Annotated in this window: 20 protein-coding genes; 11 read left to right on the forward strand and 9 right to left on the reverse strand. The window is 42.5% G+C overall.

Features of this window, described 5'->3' with window-relative positions; all coding sequences use genetic code 11:
* Nucleotides 1-93: 93 nt before the first annotated feature.
* On the reverse strand, nt 94-486 hold the full coding sequence (locus KT990_RS07325) for an ATP synthase subunit I (protein ID WP_005173819.1): 393 nt from the start codon (nt 484-486) through the stop codon (nt 94-96).
* Between the two features lie 174 nt (nt 487-660).
* Entirely contained in the window at nt 661-1,497 is an 837-nt protein-coding gene (locus KT990_RS07330; protein WP_218208552.1) for a metal ABC transporter solute-binding protein, Zn/Mn family, read from the reverse strand.
* Nucleotides 1,498-1,643: 146 nt separating this feature from the next.
* On the opposite strand from KT990_RS07330, the gene KT990_RS07335 reads away from it, so the two are divergent.
* The 4 genes from KT990_RS07335 to KT990_RS07350 are packed head-to-tail and all read left to right on the forward strand — an operon-like array spanning nt 1,644 to nt 4,195.
* Nucleotides 1,644-2,141: a transcriptional repressor gene (locus KT990_RS07335; protein ID WP_005173814.1), complete on the forward strand. Its 498-nt coding sequence runs from the start codon at nt 1,644-1,646 to the stop codon at nt 2,139-2,141.
* The gene (znuC, locus tag KT990_RS07340) at nt 2,123-2,905 is read left to right on the forward strand and encodes a zinc ABC transporter ATP-binding protein ZnuC (protein WP_218208553.1); all 783 of its coding nucleotides are present in this window, start codon (nt 2,123-2,125) and stop codon (nt 2,903-2,905) included. Before KT990_RS07335 ends, znuC begins: the two co-directional genes overlap by 19 nt.
* A gap of 3 nt (nt 2,906-2,908) precedes the next feature.
* The gene (gene znuB, locus KT990_RS07345; RefSeq protein ID WP_100329705.1) at nt 2,909-3,709 is read left to right on the forward strand and encodes a zinc ABC transporter permease subunit ZnuB; all 801 of its coding nucleotides are present in this window, start codon (nt 2,909-2,911) and stop codon (nt 3,707-3,709) included.
* Nucleotides 3,710-3,712: 3 nt separating this feature from the next.
* Complete coding sequence (locus tag KT990_RS07350) at nt 3,713-4,195, forward strand: DUF523 domain-containing protein (RefSeq protein ID WP_218208554.1); 483 nt, start codon at nt 3,713-3,715, stop codon at nt 4,193-4,195.
* 328 nt (nt 4,196-4,523) lie between these two features.
* Here KT990_RS07350 and KT990_RS07355 read toward each other — a convergent pair whose 3' ends face one another.
* Nucleotides 4,524-5,144, reverse strand: a complete 621-nt coding sequence (locus tag KT990_RS07355; protein WP_180000265.1) for a LysE family transporter — start codon at nt 5,142-5,144, stop codon at nt 4,524-4,526.
* Between the two features lie 161 nt (nt 5,145-5,305).
* Between KT990_RS07355 and KT990_RS07360 the strand changes: the two genes are divergently transcribed.
* Nucleotides 5,306-6,226 carry a Dyp-type peroxidase gene (locus tag KT990_RS07360; RefSeq protein WP_100329703.1) on the forward strand — a complete coding sequence of 307 codons (921 nt, stop codon included), beginning with the start codon at nt 5,306-5,308 and terminating at the stop codon, nt 6,224-6,226.
* Nucleotides 6,227-6,270: 44 nt separating this feature from the next.
* Here KT990_RS07360 and KT990_RS07365 read toward each other — a convergent pair whose 3' ends face one another.
* The 3 genes from KT990_RS07365 to KT990_RS07375 are packed head-to-tail and all read right to left on the reverse strand — an operon-like array spanning nt 6,271 to nt 11,821.
* Complete coding sequence (locus tag KT990_RS07365; protein WP_100358038.1) at nt 6,271-6,957, reverse strand: hypothetical protein; 687 nt, start codon at nt 6,955-6,957, stop codon at nt 6,271-6,273.
* A gap of 14 nt (nt 6,958-6,971) precedes the next feature.
* A complete protein-coding gene (locus tag KT990_RS07370) occupies nt 6,972-8,966 on the reverse strand; it encodes a peptidoglycan DD-metalloendopeptidase family protein (protein WP_218208555.1) in 1,995 nt (664 codons plus the stop codon).
* 17 nt (nt 8,967-8,983) lie between these two features.
* Entirely contained in the window at nt 8,984-11,821 is a 2,838-nt protein-coding gene (locus KT990_RS07375) for a type VI secretion system Vgr family protein (protein WP_218208556.1), read from the reverse strand.
* 245 nt (nt 11,822-12,066) lie between these two features.
* Here KT990_RS07375 and KT990_RS07380 point away from each other — a divergent pair, with 245 nt between their 5' ends.
* Together KT990_RS07380 and KT990_RS07385 are read left to right on the forward strand one after the other, a co-directional pair.
* Complete coding sequence (locus KT990_RS07380; protein WP_218208557.1) at nt 12,067-13,221, forward strand: methionine aminotransferase; 1,155 nt, start codon at nt 12,067-12,069, stop codon at nt 13,219-13,221.
* Nucleotides 13,222-13,349: 128 nt separating this feature from the next.
* Nucleotides 13,350-14,714 (forward strand): MATE family efflux transporter, encoded by a 1,365-nt coding sequence (locus KT990_RS07385; protein WP_005094582.1) that lies wholly within the window; start codon nt 13,350-13,352, stop codon nt 14,712-14,714.
* 97 nt (nt 14,715-14,811) lie between these two features.
* Here KT990_RS07385 and KT990_RS07390 read toward each other — a convergent pair whose 3' ends face one another.
* Nucleotides 14,812-15,660, reverse strand: coding sequence for an SDR family NAD(P)-dependent oxidoreductase (locus tag KT990_RS07390; RefSeq protein WP_218208558.1), 849 nt, complete (start codon nt 15,658-15,660; stop codon nt 14,812-14,814).
* A gap of 223 nt (nt 15,661-15,883) precedes the next feature.
* Here KT990_RS07390 and KT990_RS07395 point away from each other — a divergent pair, with 223 nt between their 5' ends.
* The 3 genes from KT990_RS07395 (at nt 15,884) to phoR (ending at nt 18,905) form a co-directional block, all read left to right on the forward strand.
* Nucleotides 15,884-16,561, forward strand: coding sequence for a TetR/AcrR family transcriptional regulator (locus KT990_RS07395; protein ID WP_074383704.1), 678 nt, complete (start codon nt 15,884-15,886; stop codon nt 16,559-16,561).
* Between the two features lie 249 nt (nt 16,562-16,810).
* Nucleotides 16,811-17,521 carry a phosphate regulon transcriptional regulator PhoB gene (gene phoB / locus KT990_RS07400; protein ID WP_005094589.1) on the forward strand — a complete coding sequence of 237 codons (711 nt, stop codon included), beginning with the start codon at nt 16,811-16,813 and terminating at the stop codon, nt 17,519-17,521.
* A gap of 25 nt (nt 17,522-17,546) precedes the next feature.
* The gene (gene phoR, locus KT990_RS07405) at nt 17,547-18,905 is read left to right on the forward strand and encodes a phosphate regulon sensor histidine kinase PhoR (RefSeq protein ID WP_005094591.1); all 1,359 of its coding nucleotides are present in this window, start codon (nt 17,547-17,549) and stop codon (nt 18,903-18,905) included.
* A 39-nt stretch (nt 18,906-18,944) separates the two neighbouring features.
* Here the strand turns inward: phoR and KT990_RS07410 are convergent, their stop codons facing one another.
* Nucleotides 18,945-19,595 (reverse strand): glutathione S-transferase family protein, encoded by a 651-nt coding sequence (locus tag KT990_RS07410; RefSeq protein ID WP_218208559.1) that lies wholly within the window; start codon nt 19,593-19,595, stop codon nt 18,945-18,947.
* 159 nt (nt 19,596-19,754) lie between these two features.
* Nucleotides 19,755-20,702, reverse strand: a complete 948-nt coding sequence (locus KT990_RS07415) for a pirin family protein (protein ID WP_218208560.1) — start codon at nt 20,700-20,702, stop codon at nt 19,755-19,757.
* Between the two features lie 591 nt (nt 20,703-21,293).
* Here KT990_RS07415 and KT990_RS07420 point away from each other — a divergent pair.
* Nucleotides 21,294-22,117 (forward strand): IS5 family transposase gene (locus KT990_RS07420; protein ID WP_218208561.1). Its coding sequence is split into 2 segments (ribosomal slippage): nt 21,294-21,815 and nt 21,818-22,117, totalling 822 coding nucleotides; the frame shifts between segments, so codons are not numbered across the junction.
* Nucleotides 22,118-22,122 lie beyond the last annotated feature (5 nt).

A 22,122-nucleotide genomic window follows, 5' to 3' on the forward strand; every position in this document is an offset into this window, starting at 1 on the left:
TGTCAAAAAACTAATAGAACAAACGAATATCGCGTGCTGCTTGATATCTCGCCTGCTCCTGAAAAACTTTTCAATTTCTTGTTGTGTCTATACTCATTTTTGTAGACGTGACGCCCAAAACGGAGCGACCCACGACATGGCTTGAACAAGTATAAAACCACAAAACAACGCCACCGCTGACAACGGTTCGACATTGCTTAAAATTAAAATGAAACCAACAATCACAATTGCAAACTTTCCCATTAAGCCTTTATACATGTTCGAAAGAACTTGTTTAGACGCGCGGGCTCCTGCTGCTCGAAACGATTGCCACGAAAAATAACAAGTCGCGAGCCAACAAACGAGCGCACCTAATGCTGCACTCAAGGCTGCGGTTGAGTCTTTCACGACCCAGCCGATCAAGGCTGAAACAGGGATCATACAGGCTTGCAGGAGGACCAAAGCTTTCGCTAATCGTCGGTCAATCAAGCGACTAGTTCGGCTCATTATTTATTCACTCACAGCAATCATGCTTGACAAGTTTAACAGGTGATTATTTTTAATCGCAGGCATTATAGAGTTACACCCCTGAACATGCAATCTTTTCCCGACCTTAGTCGTGTTTTTTTAAATCGGGGCAATGCTGTTAAACTAATCAAAATCTGTCTATTTTTTAAATCATTAGCGCGCATTTAATACGCACTTCTGGGTTTCTGCTGCTAATTGCTGCCAGGCTTGCACAAAGTCCCCTGCCCCGCTCATGCTTTCATCGACATGCTGAAACACCACCGGTTTGAGTTTTCGGTACTGATTTTCACTGGCATGACCTTCGGCCAGAAGGCACATTTTAGGCTGTGGGCGATGATCCTGTAAGAACTTGATTTGTGCCACAGTTGGCGAGACATGTGGATCATCGGTCAGTGCGCCCATGAATTTCAGATTCAAGGGACGTTCCAGATATTGATAGGCATCATGATACGACCAGTAAGCTTTGGCTTTAGTGCTGGAACTATAACGCTGGGCCGTCGCAAACATGCTTTGCGCAAAGTCGCGTGCATTTTTCCAGTACAGTTCACGGTTCTCCGGCAATTGTTGCGAACGCAGCGCCGCAATAAAGAAACCAATCCTTACGGCATTATTCGGATCGAGCCAGACATGCGTATCTACCGTATTTTTTAAGGCCTCACCACGCGGGTTACGCATCGGCAATGTGGTCAAAATACCGGACTCTAAAATAGCGATACCTTTATAACTGTCATTCAGCACTTTGGCCAGCGGTGCCTCATGCGCCTGACCCAGCCAGATCACCAGACCGGCATCCTGAATGATTTTACGATGTGCCGGGGTCAGACTGACATCATGTCCGCTCTGATTGGCCAGTAATAAAGTCGGCTGTTCCACGCCCTGAGTAATTTTCTTGGCAATCAGATAGATCGGCTGAGTCGAGACCACCAGACTTTGTGACCAACTGAGTGTGCTGAACAAAGCCAAAAGACCCATTGCAAGGAGACGGAACATGAGTAGAAATCACTTAAAAACGAGAAAATTAGTGAGTGTTATAATATAACAAAAATACAAAAATACCTATGCCCAATCGAAACTCTGAACGCTTCATGTTAAGATTTGAAATCTATTAATTTTCAGTTTCGCACTTGAGGTGAACTATGGGTTCTTGTTCGCACGAACACCACAACGCATTGCACGGCGTGCACGACCATCCCAATGTCGCACAACGTCTTGCTGAAGCGGAAAGTCTTTGTGCAGCAACAGGCGCACGCCTTACCCCTTTGCGTAAAGAAGTGCTGGAACTCATTTTAAATGCGACTGGCCCGATGGGGGCTTATGATTTACTGGCACAAATGAAAAATGCCAGTGATCGTCCTGCGGCGCCACCTACGGTATACCGAACCTTGGATTTTTTATTGGGTAAAGGGCTGATTCACCGCCTGACCTCGATCAATGCCTATATTCCTTGTTGCCATCCACGTGAAGGGCATCAGGCGGCTTTTTTAATCTGTACCGAATGTAAAGCGGTGACAGAAGCATCAGCGCAAGGTCTGCTTGACCAACTTGATGCACTTGCAAGCTCGGATGACTTTAGCGCACATCACAGCATTATTGAAATTTCAGGAATCTGTCAGCAGTGTCGCAACAAAGCCTAAGTGCCTTCCCCCTGATTCAGCTCTCCCAGATCTGGGTCAAGATTGATGAGCGTGATATTTTAAAAGCCATTGATTTTTCATTGCAAGAAAAAGAGATTGTCACGCTGATTGGCCCGAATGGTGCAGGCAAGTCGACTTTAATTAAAGTCATGCTCGGCATCTTGAAACCGCAATCCGGTGAGATCAAAACTGCACGTAAACTGAAATTCTCTTATGTGCCGCAAAAATTCAATCCATCGCATAGTCTGCCACTGCGTGTAAAAGACTTATTGGCTTTGGAAAAATGCCCATCCAAAATCAAAACCGAAATTATTCGCGATACTGGCATTAGTAAACTGCAAGATTCCAAAGTTCAGCAACTCTCAGGCGGTGAGCGTCAGCGGGTGCTCTTGGCACGGGCCTTATTACGCCAACCCGATATTCTGGTACTGGATGAACCGATGCAAGGTCTGGACATTCAATCCGAAGCTGAACTGTATGAATATGTGCGTAACTTGCCGGAAAAATATGGCTGTGCCGTATTAATGGTGTCACATGACCTGCAATGGGTGATGCAAGGTACGACTCGGGTGGTGTGCCTGAACAAGCATATCTGTTGCAGCGGCCTGCCGGAAAGCGTGCAGCAGCATCCAGAATATCAGGCAATCTTTGGCACCAACCGGGTGTTTTATCAGCATCATCATGATCATTGTGCGCATGGCGATTCTGCTATGCCGTGTCAGCATGATACGCGCCCTCATATTCACCCCGAGCCGGAAGCTTAAACCATGATGGATTGGTTACAACTCCTTTTACCTGCATGGATTATGGGCACGCTACTGGTGTTTCTGACGGCACCGCTAGGCTGCTTGATGCTGTGGCGTCGTATGTCATTTTTTGCTGATACTATGGCACATGGTACTTTACTGGGTGTTGCGATTGCAGGCGCCTTAAGTCTACCGCTGTGGATGGGCGTGACCTTCTTGGCATTATTGCTGGTTGCCATTCTGTGGGTGCTACATGATCCCCGCCTCCCCAATGATGCCCTGCTTGCACTGTGTTCAGCGACCTTACTTTGCTCGGGTTTATTGTTTATTCAACATTTACCAAGTTTAAGACCTGAACTGCTCAGCTATTTATTCGGTGATCTACTGACCATTTCCTGGACGGACTTGCCCACGTTCGCCATTGTGATCATTCTGGCCTTAGGTGTTTTATATAAAAGCTGGCAAGCCCAGATTCAGATCGCGATTGATCCGGATATGGCGGTCAGTGAAGGGGTAAATGCCAAATGGCAACGCCTGATCTTTATGTTATTGCTTGCGCTATTTACTGTACTGGCTTTACGCGCGGTCGGTTCCCTATTGATGGGTGCATTGTTGGTTATTCCTGCTCTGACTGCTCGCCTTCTGGCAAACTCTCCACGCCAAATGGTGATCTGGGCATTCGTGATTGCACAGATTGGTGTGACAGTAGGCCTCTGGTCGAGCGCAGGCCTTAATACTTCAACTGGGCTGACCATTGTGCTGACCATGGCAGTGTTATTTGCAATGATGTTTATCTTTCAGAAATTTAAAAAGCTGAGCTAGGACATGGGGACTAAACGCTACTTTGTGAGTGCCTGTTTGCTCGGTCAAAAAGTTCGTTACGATGGCAAGGATTGCCTTGTCAAAGAAGTGCTCGAATCTTTAGTTCCAAATCAATATATCAGTCTGTGTCCTGAAATCTCAGGTGGACTACCGATTCCACATCCACCTGCCGAAATTCAAAATGGTTCAGGCTTAGATGTACTTGCGCAAAAATCTTTAGTTATAGATATTCTAGGCAATGATGTTTCTCAAGCTTTTATACAAGGTGCATATCTCGCTTTAAAAGTTGCGCAAGACTTTCACGCCACACATGCAATTCTTAAAGCTCACAGTCCCTCTTGTGGTAGTGATTTGATTTATAACGGATCATTTTCAGGACATAAAATTCAGGGCGATGGTGTTACCGCTGCACTCTTTAAACAACATGGCATTGTTGTGATGACTGAAGATGAATTCTTGGCGCAATTATCACAGACTATTCTTTAATTTATAAAAGCGAAATTCAGGATTAAACAGCCCAATCAAAAATAAAATCGTGAATGCAATCCAAAAGAACCACGCCATCATAATTACCTGATCTTTCGTCCATTCTTCAGATTGAGATGTGTTAAACACAAACCATGTTTTCCAGCCTCTAATATATGCTGCCCCGCCCCACGAAATAATCCACTTGGTTAAAATGCAGTGTAAGACATAGATCAAAATCCATAATGGCGTTGACATGCTGCTTTGCCTATTATTGTTTTCATGCGATCAAACTAGATGAAATACGCTTAAAAATCAATTAATAGACTTAAAAATGTATTCCATACTGTTATTGATGTACCAAGCTTAATAAGCTCGCAGCACAAGCAAACAGCACTGCAAAACTACGGTTCATAATTTTCTGTTGTTTTGGTGACTTGAGCAATCGTAAAACTTTTGCAGCAAGCCCCGTGTAGCCCGCCATCACAATCAGATCAATCGTGATCATGGTCAGCGCCATAATCACATACTGAATCCATTGTGGTTTGGATAAATCCAGAAATTGTGGCAATACAGCCAGTAAAAACACAATGGCTTTGGGATTACTCATATTCACCAAAAAACCATATAAAATCAGTTTTCCCGCAGATTTACGTGCCAATTCATGTTTAATTTCGATGGATTGTAGTGGCGCTTTCCACTGTAAAATAGCCAAATATAATAAATAGCCCACACCAAACCATTTCACCACCAAAAATGCCCATGGCGTGGTCGCAAACAGCACCCCCACTCCGGCTGCCACCACTGCAATCTGCACCAGTAATGCCAGTTGCAGACCCAATGCATTCCAGTAGCCATGTCGAAAACCATAATTCAGCCCACTCGACATCGAGGCAATTGCCCCTGCACCGGGTGAAACACTAATCACCCAACAGGCCAGCATATAGGCAAACCACATTTGGTAGGACATGAACATTCAACTCTGGAAAACTTGCACAATATTATAGGACTTATCCAATAGATTCAGGCTAAAAAATTGCTTAAATATAAGGCGCTGCACTGTTCACTCTGCAGAGCTTCAGGCACAATATGTGCATTAAAAAACAGGATTTATCATTACAGGAGCCATGAATGACAGCCCAATCGGTAATCTTGCCCCTCCCCTCAGATCATGCTCGCTTTATTGTATTGCGTCTTAAAGACTTAAATATTGAAGCACTCAAAGAAAAATTAGAACATCTTTTTACTTCTCGTGATCGTCTGATTACGCAACATCCTCAAGCACAAATTAAAACAGCTGTCGCTTTTGGTCCTGAGCTTTGGTCAAGACTTTATTCACAAAGCCCTGCGGGTTTCAAACAGCTTGAACCGATTCAGGGTTCATTTGCAATGCCGGTTGTTCCGGCAGATATTCTGATTCATATTGCCAGTGCACGGGCGGATATCTGTTTTGCGCTGAGTCAGGCTTTTTTTGAAGGGATTCAGGATCAGGTTGAAGTTCTGGATGAACGTGTCTGCTTTCGCTATTTTGATGGCCGTGATGTGACAGGCTTTATTGATGGCACTGAAAATCCGCAATTCCCAGATGATCGTGCTGAGGTGGCATTACTCGGTGAAGATACGGGCATTTTCCAAGATGGTTCATTTATTTTTGCCCAGCGTTATGCGCATGATCTGGAAAAGTGGAAAAAGCTGAAAGTCGATACTCAAGAGCAAGTGATGGGTCGTACCAAACTGGAATCGATTGAACTGGAGGATGAGGTTAAACCGGCAAATGCTCACGTTGCACGTACTGTAGTGGAAGATGAAGAAGGCGAAGAAATGGAGATTCTCCGTCATTCCTTGCCTTATGGTGATGGCCGTGGTGACCAAGGTCTATTCTTCATTGCCTATACCAAAGATTTAACTATTATTGATGCCATGTTAGAGCGTATGTTTGGTACGTCTGGCGATGGGATCCATGACCGCTTGCTACACTTCGTCACTCCACTAGATGGAGCATATTACTTTGCACCGAGTGAAGAGTTGTTGGAAGAAGTTTTGGAAGGGTGAAGTTAAAAAAGATTGCTACATTAATGATGTAGCAATCTAGTAACTTATTTTTTCAGTAATTTCTTAGAATTTATATTTTCACAACCTAATGTATAGAATAAACATTTTAATTCTAAATTCAATACTAATTTATAATTATTAATTTTACCGTTACCTTCGCTAATATCCGCCTCATATAGATATTCTCTTTCTTTGACAAAATAAGAAAAATTATCACCAGCCAATATATTTAAATAATTACTTTCTAAACTCTTAGATGAAGAATCTACTACTGGAACCTCGACTACTAAATTTGATAATTTATTATATATAAATATATTAGAACTAAATTTTTTATAAGCTCTTTTCACATAATCTATTTCACTAAATTCTCTTGTTCGAAAAGCTACTATTTTTTCATCTTGATATAGTATCTTTAAATCGACACTAGATTTTAAAGGCACTGTACTTTGGAACAAAGTATATTCTATTTGATTATTAAAGACCTCAACACCATAACTTTTAAGAATATAATTTCCACCAGAATATTTTTTATTTTTATTACCGTAATCAACCAAACCTAACTTTAAGTTTTCATTTAATTGAGAAAAACTACCAAATTGATCTAAAAACAAAATTGGCTCATTGGTTTGTATAGCACTTTGCTGATAATCATTCCAATCTATATTATTCGAATGACACGATAATGAAAAAAAAGTACTAATTATTACTAGGAATTTAATTATTTTCATATTTTTTAAAAAGCCTAAATTAATTTATTTAAAAAAAAGGGGATAGGATCAAATCTTCCTTGTAGGCCTTTACCCAATAATGGCGAGCTTCTTGTCTCAAAATGTAAATGTCCACCCTTTGAAATAGTAGTCATTCCACTCGCATTTCCACTAGAACCTGTTTTACCTAAAACTGTTGTAACATCCACAGCATCTCCCTTTTCAACATTTATTGTAGATAGATGTGCATAAAAAAAATAAATAAAATTACTGTTTATAATGTTTTTTAATGCATAATTTTTTTGTTGTATAGGCAGGTCATCAATGTTTACTTCTAATACAACAATTTTACCATATGGCCCTCCACTATCCTTTGCGACAGCAATAATGCCACTACATACTGCAAAAATATTTGTACCTGAGTCAGCAGCTAGATCTATACCCTGATGATTTCTTGTACCTCCATTTCTAACCTTCCCAAAAGTGGCACTTTTGATATTTGCAAGACCAGCAGTTCTTAACTTATTTACTGCTAAAGGATCTACCCATATTTCACTTCCTCCTACAGGTTTATTTTCTTGTACTTCTTTACTTAAGATTGGTGTTGGTGTTGGTGTTGGTGTTGGTGTTGGTGTTGGTGTTGGTGTTGGTGTTGGTGTTGGTGTTGGTGTTGGTGTTGGTGAAGAAGTTTGTTCTAATAAAATTTTTATTGTTTCTTCTAAAGATAAATTTACCCCGGAAGTTTTTGATTTATCCAGTACATAATCATAAATATTAATATGTGCATCAATATAAGCTCTTAACCATGCTCCATAGGCAGCTTTTGCATCATCATTATATCTTTTCAAATAATCTGAGGCTCTTTGTTTACCTTTACTTCCAAATTGTGCAAATAACAAATTCTTCGCTCTTTGTTGAGAAAAACTATTTTGTATGAATGACCTAGTACCACCCGCTCCTTCATGATGTAATAGATAAGCAAATTTCGCTATTGAACTTGGTTCTGTTAATTTTTGATAAGGCAATTTTGACCATTTAAAGTTAACGACTGCATAAGCTGCTGCTGCATCAATAGAGAATTCAGGAATGAATCTCAAATTGAGAAGTTGCTTCTCAGTGAGCTTCTTATTTTTTGAAGCATATTGTCCTATTAGAGTATGTTGATTTTTACAAATTTCAAGCCAAGTACTTTTTAAAAATTGTGTTAGTCCAGCAGCATTTGTACTTGCATTAAAACTTTCCGGATCCCATTCACCATTACTTTTTTTTGCAGCCTCAGCATGAATTAAAGCTGCGAGGCTATGAGGTGTAAAATTATGCCGCTTCGAAGCCTCTATAACGAATTTTCTATATTTATTATTGACGCTACTTAGAATAAAGTTTTCTTCTGTAAATTGGCTTGCAATTATATGAGTACTATTACCTGAATCAGTCCTTTTTTGATCACTTCTTGGCTCCGGCAAAGATGATTTATTAGTATGTAGCTCATCTATTTTTTTACTTCCTCCCATTATAACTGGGTCTGCTAAATTTTTTAATGATTGTTTAATTTCATCTAATGTCTGTTGGGCTATACCAGACTTAGGATAATGTACACCTGAAACCTTCATTTGTCTTGAAGTTAATCTTAAAACTTTTTTTCCTATAGGTAATTTTTTATGATGAGCTATTAGATCAAAGGCACCTTTAATATTTTTATAATAAACTTTTAGTCCTTTTAAATGGTCTAATATTTCTATATTATAGATTACACCATCTTTAAAAATTATTTCTTTTGACTTATCATCATATTCTAGCTTTACAGTACCTTTTGGAATTGACTTAAAAGATAAATCTAATAATATGATTTTTAAAACCACTTCAGCATTAATCTTATTCTTTTCATTAATATAAATTTTTTGACCTATTCTTATTTTATGGATTATAGAAGTATCTAATTCATTAATTTCTGCTATTTTTTTCACAGTAATATTAAATTTTCTCGAGATACCCCATAATGTATCTCCTTTTTTTACGATATAATAATTCACAGAGACTACCTTTATAATTATTCAATATCTTCCAACTGAATTCCATGCTCTCCCACATCAAACTCATCTTCTATATCAGGCACTTTAAATTCCAAATCTTCAAAGCTACTAGACCATTGTTTAAATCCTACTAATGCTTCATAAGCTAATGATTTTTGAAAAATAGATAATTCAGACTTACCCTTTAAATCAGTTTTACCTTCCCATAAAATTTCCTTATTTTCAGGTGTGAACATAGTTACCTCTGCACCTTCAATTCCTGTACCGCCCAAACTAGTAAATAAAAAATCTACAGCATATGGACCAATTTTAGGCAACTCAGGTAAATCATAAAAAGTTTTAGCCCCTCCCATAAAACTATGCTGCCCCGCCTTACATTCAAACTTCCCACCAGTTGTGATACATACTCCACTGCTATTAATCTTTATTTGAGATCCTCCTGCGGTTAGCAGGATCTCTTTCGGACTGGTGATCTCAATCTTGTCTTCAGTTGAAATCAGCTTAATCACCTTCCGTGCAATTGCTTCGATGGCATCATCTTGGGCCTGCATTTCAATTTTACCTTTGCCTGCGTATAAGCGTGCTCCGTTCTGGGCAGCAAATAGGCTGATCTTGTGCTGCGCATGTGCAATCAGAGACTGTTGAGTCGATAGATGGATATTTCCCCCTGCACTGTAATTTATCTGCTGGTCTGCAGATAAATGAATATTTTCATTTGTACTCAGCGCAATCGAATGTGGTGCCGTTAATAACATAACAGCCTGTTTAAATGCAGTGGCTTTGCTCGCATCTTCAGTTTCTAGTTGATTCAGAAATTGTTTTAAGCTATTAAAAAGCTCAAGCGGATCAGTTTGCTGAGCTTCTGCCATGTCACTCAGAACTTTGGTGTTATTCAGATTTGATTCCATCTGGTTCTTGGCAGGCTTAGCATCCAGGTGATTACCTGCTGCTGTATCTTGCGAATAGGTCGAAATCAGTAAGCCTTGCCCTGCTCGTACTGCCCCCCACTGATCTGTCCTCAGTTCAAACCCTTCCCCACGACCTTCACTCGATTCGGTTTCTTTAGAATAACTGAGATTTCCTAAATTCAACTGGCTAACCCCATGACTACTGTGTAACTGCGCACTAATCTGATCCGTCGTATCATCAAAACGCAGCTGGTTGAAACCCTCACCCTCTACTTCTTGGGAACGGATCCCACTGAGTTTTCTGGTGGCTGGTAACTGTCCCTTCGCATCAAACATCACTGGATGTCGTTCTGCTTCGTGAATCCGTCCCATAACAAAGGGCCGATCGATATCGCCTTCAAAAAAATCAATCACCACCATTTCACCAACTCGTGGATGCAATCTGACTCCATAACCTTCACCAGCCCAAGGGGTTAATACATCAATCCAGGCCGAATCGCTATCATTGTCATTGCTGCCTGCACCGGCATCATGTTGATGGTCATCGCTTCGGGTAAATAGAAAACGAATTTTCACTCTTCCCCAAGCATCGACATGGATTGTTTCACCTTCAGGCCCGACCACTCGAGCTCGCTGCGGATATGCAGCGGGGCGATGTACAAAAGGCTGATATTCAGGTACGACCGGAATGTCACGGCGGACGATATACAACTCATTGGCCTGCCGTTCTTCCTCCGAAATTTGCCAATCACTTTGACCGAGCAAGCTGTCTAGCTGCAATAAAATATCTTTAGGTAAATTATTCTGGTTATAGAAGCGTTTACCCAAAATCAAAAATTCACGCTCATGCACGGGATGCTGATCAATTTCAGCATGCTGTTTTAATTCAAACCAATACCCGACCTGAGCATCACGTACACTGCTGCTGGCTTTAAAATATTTGGATTGCAGCGCATGATAATGATTGAGCTGCTGATTCAGTCGTTCCAGTTGTGCCGTACCAGATGCCGTCACCTGATCCTCGGCATTCAAATCACCTGTCCAGGCCGGACTAATGTTCCAGGCATCTTCAAGATTCAGACTGGCCGTATCCTGCACGCTACTTTGCTGATGAGTATTTAATAAGGACTGGCTTTGATCCTGCGCAAGGTGCTGCGCTTGCCAGCGCTGGGTATGGGTACTGTTGGAATTAAGCTGACGTACGGCAATCAGACTGGTCAGCGTATCAAACTGCTCGGTGGCATGACTGCGATGGAAGCGGATTGAACGGCGTTTTAAAGCTGAAAAGGCTTGAGAATGATCGATTAAACGCAGGTTCTGCGGCTGAATCTCAGTAGCGGACACCGGAACAATGGAGTGCTTTTCATCAATCAGCCAGTTTATTCCTTCACTACGCCATAAACGTGTTAAAAAATCATAATCCGACTCATTGGACTGCATCACAAAAGGGCGTACATCGTAATCCCGATTTAATCCGGTCAAGTCAAGACTAAGACTGGCTGCAAATAATGCACTTCTGCTTTGCCATTCACTAAATAATATTTCACTGATTTCGCGCACGCTCTTATTCATAAACACCCGACTATTACGGCGTTTGTGCCAGAGTGCAGTAGCATCCTGCATGGTCAGTTTATACAGACTCAAGGCACCGTCGCTGTGTCCCTGACTGGCTGCGGTAATAATGCCACTGGTTCGAAAAAGTTCGCCACGATCTGTCACCTGATCTACTGCCACCTGACAACCTATAAATTGCTTTAAAGCAAGATTGGCCTGCGTAGAAAGGCAGATCAGTTCTGCCTGCAGACCCTGATTAATCTGATGCTGGCCATCAACCCGCTGAATCAGGACCTGATGATTTAAGGGCAGATGTGAAAACTGCAGATGCAGCGCACGATGCTGCCGGTTCAGCCCAAGTTGCTCCAGTAGCAGATGAATATGTTTTGGCATTTTATAGTTATAGTTTTAAGCATTATTATTGTGGAGCAAATTCTAGGAAAAGTTGCCCATTTCGTCCAGCTCGGTGTGCATTTCACATAATTAGGCATTTGATTTTCAGTAATTCAATTGCACCTATTCAATAAATCTCTGAAAAATAGAAGTAAAAATAATGCCAAATATTTCAGAATTTTCTGATTATTCAGAGTAGAACTTGCTGCTACACTGGATTCAATCTTATTTTCAAGGCCAAGGACATGCTGGAATTCCCCTCTAAACTGCCTGATCTAGGCATCACGATTTTTAGCACCATGTCGGCCCTGGCACAAAAACTCGGCGCATTGAACCTTTCACAGGGATTTCCAGACTTTCCTGCGCCACCGGCATTGATTGAGGCTTTGAGCCGGGCCAGTCATAACGGATTTAACCAGTATGCACCTGGAGATGGCTTGCCGATATTGCGCGGGCTGGTGGCCGATCTGTATCGACAGCGCGATCAGCTGAGCATTGACCCGCTAGAAGAGATCACGATTACTTCCGGCGCCACAATTGCGATTTTTTGTGCGATTCAGGCCACAGTTCGTGCGGGTGATGAAGTGATTATTTTCGATCCGAGCTATGACAGTTATGCACCTGCAATACAGCTGGCTGGTGCAACCCCCGTACATATTGCATTACAGCATCCAGAGTTTTCTGTGGACTGGAGTCAGGTGAAAGATGCCATCAATGACCATACCCGCATGATTGTGGTCAACACTCCTCACAATCCCAGCGGTAGTGTCTGGTCCAGAGCAGACTGGCAGCATCTGATTGAGCTGATCCGTGAGCGCAATATTGTGGTGTTATCCGATGAAGTCTATGAACATCTGGTTTTTGACGGCGTTCAGCACCATTCAGCCTGGTCATTTCCTGAACTGCGCGAGCGTAGCTTCGTGATCGGTTCTTTTGGTAAAACCTTTCATGTCACCGGCTGGAAAACCGGTTTTTGTATTGCGGCACCGCCACTCATGAGAATGTTCAGACAGATTTATCAGTTTGCCAGCTTCTGTGGCGTGACTCCGATTCAGGTGGCTTTGGCGGAATACATGCAACAGCATCCTGAACATATACGTGAACTTTCACGGTTCTATCAAAACAAACGTGATCTATTTAATTCATCAATTGAAACATCACGTTTTAAATGGACGCCCTCTCAAGGAACTTATTTCCAGAATCTCGATTATTCGGCTATCCGGTCTGATTTAAATGATGTAGAGATGTGTCATTTTCTGGCAGAGCAACACGGGATCGTGGCAATTCCAGTCTCTGTGTTCTACCAGCAAGCGCCTGCCGATTTACGCCTGCTCAGGTTCTGTTTTGCAAAAAAAGAACAGACCCTGATTCAGGCAGGTCAAATTCTTTCAAAGGTTTAATTCAAATTTTAACTAAAATTCTTATAAAATAAATGCCTTAGTTACTTAAAAGCTAAGGCCTTTATTCCTGCTTTATTCAATAATAGCAACATAATTAAATAGATGAAAAATCAATAACAGGATAGGGCATGGTACAGCAATCACTGATCCAACAACAGAATTTATGGAAGGCCTTTCTGGTATTTCTGTTGCCATTAATTGCAACCAATATCCTGCAAAGCCTTTCAGGCACGATTAATACGGTTTTTGTCGGGCAAATGCTGGGAGTCAATGCCATTGCTGCGGTTGCGGTATTTTTCCCGATCCTGTTTTGTTTGATGGCTTTTGTCATTGGCTTATCTGCCGGTTCTACTGTACTTATTGGACAGGCCTGGGGCGCAAAAAATATCGAAAAAGTGCGCTGTGTGGTCGGTTCAACTTTATTTATGACCTTGATTGGCGGAAGCTTGATCGCGCTGTTTGGTGTGATTTTTGCCGAAAATATCCTCTTGGCGCTCGGTACAGATCCGGAGGTGATGCATTTATCCTTGCCCTATGTGCAATGGATGCTGGCAGGTAGTCCCCTAATTTTTATTTATATTATTTATACCTCTATCTTGCGCGGTGTAGGCGACAGCACCACACCGCTGTTTGCTTCCGCACTCACCATTGGCGTGGGCTTGGTAGTCACCCCGATATTAATTGCCGGATATTTTGGCTTTCCCCAAATGGGCATTATCTCGCCGGCAATTGCCACCATTTTGGGTAATCTGGCCGTATTGTTGTTTCTAGTCCTGTATTTAAATTATAAACAACATCCGCTCAGGCTGGACTGGGCATTATTAAAACATATCCGCCATCAGCCTAAATTAAGCAAAATTATTTTAAGTCTGGGCGTTCCGACTGGAATACAGATGATCACGACTTCTGTCGCCGGTCTGGTGATTGTCGGCTTGGTCAACCGCTATGGCGCAGAAGCAACGGCTGCCTATGGTGCGGTCAACCAGGTGTTAAATTATATCCAGTTTCCTGCTCTGTCGATTGCGATTGCAGCTTCTGTGTTTGGTGCACAAGCGATTGGTGCAGGAAAATCCGATTTGCTGAATAAAGTCACACGGACTGCACTCAGTATGAATATTCTGTTTACTGGCGGTTTGGTGGTTTTGGCCTATCTGTTCTCAAAATATTTAATGGCACTGTTTATTACTGATCCTCAGGTCGTGGTGCTGGGTCAGCAACTTTTATTCATTGTGCTTTGGTCTATTTTATTCTTTGGTGCCAGCGCCATTTTTGCGTCAATTATGCGTTCAAGTGGTACGGTAACTGCACCGATGCTGATCAATATTTTTGCAATTCTCTGTATTGAAGTTCCTGCCGCTTATCTGTTTAGCCGGTGGTGGGGGCTGGAAGGGATCTGGTATGCCTATGCATTGGCCTTTGTCAGCATGTGTATTTTGCAGGGACTGTATTATCAGTTGGTCTGGAAGAAAAAAACCATTAAAATATTGGTTTAGCTTCATTATTTTACATGCCTACAGCCTTACAGCAACTCACTCCTGATCTACAATAAAAGATTAAAAACCCGCTTTTGCGGGTTTAATATCCAATGATTTAAGCAGATTTTTTCTTCTTTTTGCCGAATTGGCTTGCCAGTGCAGTGACATGCTGATAGCCGCTTGGTAAGATCCGTTGAATCAAATCAACAGCTTTGGCATCGTTACCAATTAATAAACGGCGTTTGTCTTTCTGTACCGCCTCCAGAATCTGACGAGCGGCTTCTACTGGCGGGCAACGCAGCAGTTTATTAAAATTACGGGCGGCTTTTTCCGGATTCATGCCCAGGGTCAGCATACTGTCATTCATTTTCGCAGCATTGGCAATATTGGTACGGATTCCCCCCGGATGTACACAAAGTGCGCTCACGCCACAATTTTGCAAATCCAGTTCCTGACGCAAGGATTCGGTAAAACCACGCACTGCAAACTTGGTCGCGTTATATGCCGACTGGGTCGGCTGCGCGGTTAAACCAAACAGACTGGAAATATTAATCACATGACCATCGCCGGTTTTCTTGATTAAAGGCAAAAATTCTTTGGTGCCATACACCACGCCCCAGAAATTAATGTCGACGATCCATTCCAGATCTTCATAGCTCGCACCTTCTACGGTGCAGCCAAGTGCCACGCCGGCATTGTTAAAGATTATATTGACACTGCCATGATCCTGCTCCACCTGTGCTGCCCAGCTGCGTACCTCTTGTAGCTTGGCCACGTTAACTTTTTGACTCGTCACCCGAACATCACTGCCCTGCAACAATTCAACCGTTTGTGCCAGTCCCTGTTCATTAATATCACTTAGTGCCAGATGACAGCCTTGCTGTGCCAGCAAAACTGCCAGTTGCTGACCGATCCCTGAACCGGCACCGGTAATGGCAGCGACTTTATTCTTAAAATTTTTCATTGAATTTCCTTATGTAAATAACTGCTCTTCCATGACAGCAGGATCTTGTTCTGTTGTTTCAGGAGTTAGCACAGATCCTCAATATAATTTTGACAATATAGATTGTCAATAATTATCCGATGTCCTTAGCGGCCAAATTCCTCTGCTGAATTTCGACATAGGTCAAAGCGTGATTTATTGCTAAGATATTCAAAATCTTCATGCAGATGAGTAGCCAGGCCTTATGACCGATTCAATCAATGCAGCAACACCATCACGACCACCCAAAAGCAAGGAACGTCAGTTTAAAGGCCTGTCGATGGCTGAGCGACAGCAGGTACGTCGTGAAAAGCTGATTGAAGCCGGCATTGAAGCTTATGGCAGCCATGGCTTTTTTTCAGTAACCGTAAAAGATATCTGCAATGAAGCCAAACTGACCGAACGTTATTTTTATGAATCTTTTAAAAAAAGTGAGCACCTGTTTCAGACCATCTTTTTAAAACTGATTGATGAACTGCAACAGAATGTCATGCAGGCCATGATGCAGGCATCCACTGATCCGAAAAAAATGATTGAAGCGGGGCTAACCGCCTTGCTTAGCACCTTGCGTGACAATCCGCGTATGGCACGGATCATTTATATTGATGCCATGCTGGTACAGGAGTTGCATAATCAGGCCACCATTCATGAAACCATGTCGCGCTTCGACCGCATGATTCATGCCTTTGTCATGTTAATGATGCCGCAGTTAAATCGTAGTGAGCAGGAAATTTCACTGGTGTCGACCGGGTTAAATGGCTATGTCACCCAAATTGCCATTCGCTGGGTCATGAGCGGATTCAAGCAGTCATTGGAGGAAGTTTTATCATCGTGCAGTGTGGTATTTTTGGCATTATTGGAGTCATTTTCCGACAAAAAATAGCTGTTAAATCGAAGGCTTAACCAGATTTTCTGTATTCTAAAACAGGTTGCTAATTTCTGCTGAAGCACCGATAAAAGTAAAATTAATTTATGATATTTTAACAAGTTTCTTTACTAAAATTGTCACAAATCTTTGCGAATTTCAGCAGTTTTTCCCTTTCTGCAATGATACTGTCATAATTAGTCTTTGTAATAAGCCTGTCATAAATATAAAACGGTTCACCGTTTACATGAAATAGGGTATTGCGTTGTGAAAGATGACTACATATTAATCGTCGATGACGAACTCCCGATTCGGGAAATGATCCATACCTCTCTGGATATGGCCGGTTTTCAATGCTTACAGGCCGAAGATGCCAAGCAGGCGCATCAGATGATTGTGGATCAGCGTCCGGCACTGATTTTGCTGGACTGGATGATGCCGGGCGGGATCAGCGGTGTAGATCTATGTCGTCGTCTGAAACGTGATGAAAGCCTGTCAGAAATTCCGGTGATCATGCTGACCGCACGCGGTGAAGAAGACCACAAAGTACAAGGTCTGGATGCCGGTGCCGATGATTACATGACCAAGCCGTTCTCGACCCGGGAACTGGTGTCACGCATTAAAGCTGTCCTGCGCCGTGCCAATGCACTCAGCGGTGAAAAAACCATTGATGCCAATGGCCTGATTCTGGATCCGGTCAGTCAGCGGGTTAATTTTGGTGATAAAATTCTGGAAATGGGGCCCACTGAATACCGTCTATTGGCGTTCTTTATGACCCATCCGGAACGTGCCTATACCCGTGCGCAATTGCTGGATCAGGTTTGGGGCGGCAACGTCTATATTGAAGACCGCACTATTGACGTCCATATACGCCGTTTGCGCAAAGTGCTGGAACCTTATGGCGCAAACCGCTATGTACAAACCGTACGTGGAACCGGTTACCGTTTTTCAACCCGTGCAGATGTGGCTTTAGGTTAACGTCTTTTAAGGTAAATCTTGTTTTATGTATGAACCCTACCCTGTCCCCGAACTGGCACGTGAGCACAAAAGAATCCGTTACAGCAGTTTATGGGATTTTGCCAAACAGGATTTACGCTTACTGGCTTTTTTCCTGATCATCGCCAGCCTTATCGGTTTTGGGATTGGGTATTTCTGGATTTGTATCGTCATTGCCTTTGTGGCGTTCTTTAGCACCCAGATGCGCTCTTTATATCTGGTCAATGAATGGATTTCTAATCGCCCTTATGATGTTCCACCGAATATCGGCGGGATTTGGGGCGCACTGTTATTTAATGTTTATCGCGCTCAGCGGCAGGAACGGATTGTGCAGGCAGAAATGGTGGAACTGATCGATCGAGCACAGTCTTCACTGGTGGCCTTGCAAGAAGCGGTGGTTTTAATTGATGAAAACCAGCAGATTGAATGGTGGAATCCAGCCGCCGAACGTCTGCTAGGGATTTCCAGTGATGACCGTCGCCGTAATATTTTAACTTTGCTGCGCCAACCGAGTTTTATTGAATATTATCATCATATTGATGAGTCACCAGATGGCCTGAAAATGCGATCTTCGCTGTTCGAAGATCATTATGTCCAGGTCAAAATGACCCGCTTCGGCGGTGAAAGCCGGGTACTGGTCGCCTATGATGTGACCCGGATGCACAATCTGGAACAGATGCGTAAAGATTTTGTCGATAATATTTCGCATGAGCTGCGTACGCCTTTGACCGTACTCAGTGGCTATATTGAAACTTTTACCGACCAGGAAGACATCAATCCGCGCTGGAAACGCGCCTTTGATCAGATGCAGTCGCAGACCCGACGCATGAACGCGCTGGTGAATGACCTGCTGCTGCTGTCACGTCTGGAAAATGACAAAAATATTGCCAAAAACCAGATCATCGAAATGCCAAGTCTGATGAATCAGCTATTTGATGATGCACAGGCCTATAATATCGATTATGGCCATACCCTGAATCTGGACATTGACAGTCATTGCGATCTGATCGGTTCAGATATGGAACTGGCCAGCGCCTTTAGCAACCTGATCACCAATGCGATTAAATATACGCCTAAAGGTGGAATCATTACCATGGGGTGGCATGATGATGGTGAATCTGCCTATTTTGTAGTGGAAGATAACGGCATCGGAATTGATCCCAAACACTTGCCACGTCTGACCGAACGTTTTTACCGGATCGATTCAGACCGTAGCCGGCGCACCGGTGGCACCGGTTTAGGATTGGCAATTGTTAAGCATGTCCTGATGCAACATCAGGCACATCTCGAAATTGAATCCAAGGAAAACCAGGGTTCCACTTTTAAGGTAATTTTCCCTAAAGAGCGCCTTAGCTTTCCAGACTGATATCCCCCATTAAAAAAGCTGCCATCGGCAGCTTTTTTTTCAGGATGCTATCTGTTTTTCTTTGGCCAGTGCACGCGCATAGGCTGCACGTTGCGATACCCGTTTCAGATAAGCCTGAATCGCTGGATAACTTTGGCCAGTCCGGCTTTGCATGGCTTCCAAAGGAAAACTCATCTGAATATCGGCAAAACTGAAATGTCCGGCAAAATAATCATGCTCACTCAAATAACGTTCCAGAAACTGGATATGATCTTTTAAGCGGCTTTGTACAAACTGTTTCTTCACGCCCTCACAAATTTTCTTGGCTACAGGCCGAATCAGCAACGGGGTATGTTTCGGTACAGTAGTCATCACCAGTTGCATCACCAGCAGCGGCATTAATGAACCTTCTGCATAATGCATCCAGTAACGGTACTGGGCCTTATCGGCAGGATCTTCTGGGCGAAACTGCTGCTGTTCATCATAGCTTTCCTGTAAATACTCCAGGATCGCCGCAGATTCCGCCAGTACCTGCTCCTGATCGGTCAGAATTGGTGCCTTACCCAAGGGATGAATCTGTTTTAAGGCCGGTGGCGCGGAAAGATTAGGCTGGCGCTGATAATATTGCACTTCATAATCCAGTCCTAACTCTTCCATGGCCCAGAGAATACGAAACGATCGTGATTGTTCGAGATGATGTAAAACACACATATTAGACTCATGATTTTATTGTTCTTGCTTGCTGAGCATAGCAAAAAGCAGCGGAATGTAGCGCAATTTTTGATGACTGTAATGCTCTGTTCCCTAGGTTGCAGATTTGCCATTTTCAGTTCAAATCCGGGTTCCACCCACCCCTGCAATTCTGATCGTTTATCTGGAAGCACGCATCCGGTCTGGAAATACGGGAGCTTCTAAACGTGGTCCATCATAGGCCGGAATCGAACCGAAGCGTTCATGGCCTTCAATCCATTGTTGCCGCGCAATTTTAAGTTCCTCGGTGGTACGTCCGACCAAATTCCACCACAGTAAAATCGGGCTTTCAAATGGTTCACCCCCAATGAGTAATATACGGCTCCCGGCATGAATATCAGCATTAACCTGCTCTAATCCCGGTTCAAGGATCAGCATGTTATCTTCCGTCAGTTCATGCCCATTAATGCTGGCTGTTCCCTCAAGTACCATAAAACCATATTCAAATTTTGGATTCAGGGCTAAGCGCGCACTGGTACTTTCTGCTGCATACAGGTCTACCCCGAGCAGTTCACTATGCACTTTTACCGGTGAAACGGTTTTTAAATATTCACCGACTAAGACGGTAAATTCGATGCCCTGATCATGCACTGCCGGCAATTCAGGATAATGCTCAAAAGCCGGTGCCATATTGATCTTGTCATCCGGTAAGGCAATCCATAACTGCGCCGCATGCATATGCGTTTCGCTTTCTGGAGAAACTTCCGTATGTGAAATGCCATAGCCCGAGGTCATCAGATTGACCTGTTTGGGACGAATCAGCTGCTGAGTACCTAAACTGTCATTGTGCATCATGGTGCCTTGCAGCATCCAGGTAAAGGTCTGCAGACCAATATGGGGATGTGGCCCAACATCCAGGCCATCGCCTTGTGGAAAGCTGGCCGGACCGGCATGATCCAGAAAACACCAGGCACCAATCATGCGTTTATGCCGGCTGGGCAAGGCACGTTTGATTACGGTACCCTGTCCGATTTCGGCACGGCGTAAAGGGAATTCCTGAATAAACTGATTGACATATTTTTCACAATCATCCGAATTGGACAGTTCAATATCACTATTATTCGACATGGCTGAGCTCACCTCGGCATTTTCATTCTAAATCTTAAATTATGTGAAACATTCTTCCCTTGGACTGCTGCAAGATGTCTCCCTATTCAGGACAATGTACAGGGTCTATTTGCAAAATCTATCTTTGGAAATATTTAGATACGTATAAAACCCTTAACATCGCTTGATCGATCTAACTCCTGTTCAAGCGATAAAACCTGAATTTCGCAGTGTAACAGCCTGAGTGGAAGTGGCTCAATGCTGATTAGGGTGCTCTCAAGCCTGCGCTAGAAGCCATTTCGACATTGCTGGCCCAATTACCCAATGTTTCACGTGAAACGAATGATTTTAATTTCCTAAGCCCCTACTTTTATAGGGCTATAACGAATAGCAAAAAAAGCTAAGATTTTACGGTGAACTTTTGGGAAAGTTTAATACCTAGACTTTATTCAAGAGTGAAGAAGTAAGACCCGAGACAACTGCTCAATATAAAATAAAAATTCTTGAAGCAAGAAAAGAACTCTATAAAAGTCTCAATAAAGTAATTTAACTTGAGTTCGACGAAATCTGCAGACCTCTTGCGAAAGTAAAAACCACCTCAATATAAATTTCATGAGATATCAGAAATTAAACCGTTTTTCAGATTCTGAATTCAAACGTTTGGTTGGCGTACCTCGACAAGTTTTTACTGAAATGATAAAGATTTTAGAAAAAGCAGAATCACTCAAAAAGAAATCAGGTCGTCCTCATACTTTAGAGATAGAGGATCAGTTGTTATTAACTCTCAATTACTTACGGAATTACAGCACTCAACTGGAATTGGCGGCAAATTACCATATCGCTGAAAGTAATGTGAATCGAACCATTAAAAAGGTTGAAGATGCATTGATGAAATCAAGACGTTTTATCCTGCCAAAACGAAGCATTACCACAGCAGACAAACAGTTTAACTGGGTCATTATTGATGCAACAGAATGTTCAATAGAGCGCCCGAACAAAAATCAGAGTAAGTTCTACAGTGGTAAAAAGAAGAAACATACGCTAAAAGCACAAGTGATCTATCATCCGAAGAGCAAACCAATCATAGGGCTAGATATCTCGAATGGCAGTCAGCATGACATTAAATTGGCAAGAAAAAAACGGTTAAGAAATTCAAACATTGTGAATATGTTATGATCGATTTAGGGTGCTACGGATTAGAGCAAGATATCTTTAAATTATTGATGCCAATAAAGAAAAAGAAGAATTTCCCCTTATTTGATGTTGAGAAAAAGTACAATAAAATGATTGGAAAAATACGAATTGTGATCGAATACATTAATAGTCAATTGAAAACATTTAGAATATTAAGTGAACGCTATCGAAATAGACGGAAAAGATTCGGTTTACGCATTAACTTAATCGCTGCACTGCTAAACCGGATAAACTTGCAATAACGACT

It is taken from the genome of Acinetobacter sp. F9, from assembly GCF_019195275.1.
GTDB lineage: Bacteria > Pseudomonadota > Gammaproteobacteria > Pseudomonadales > Moraxellaceae > Acinetobacter > Acinetobacter pseudolwoffii.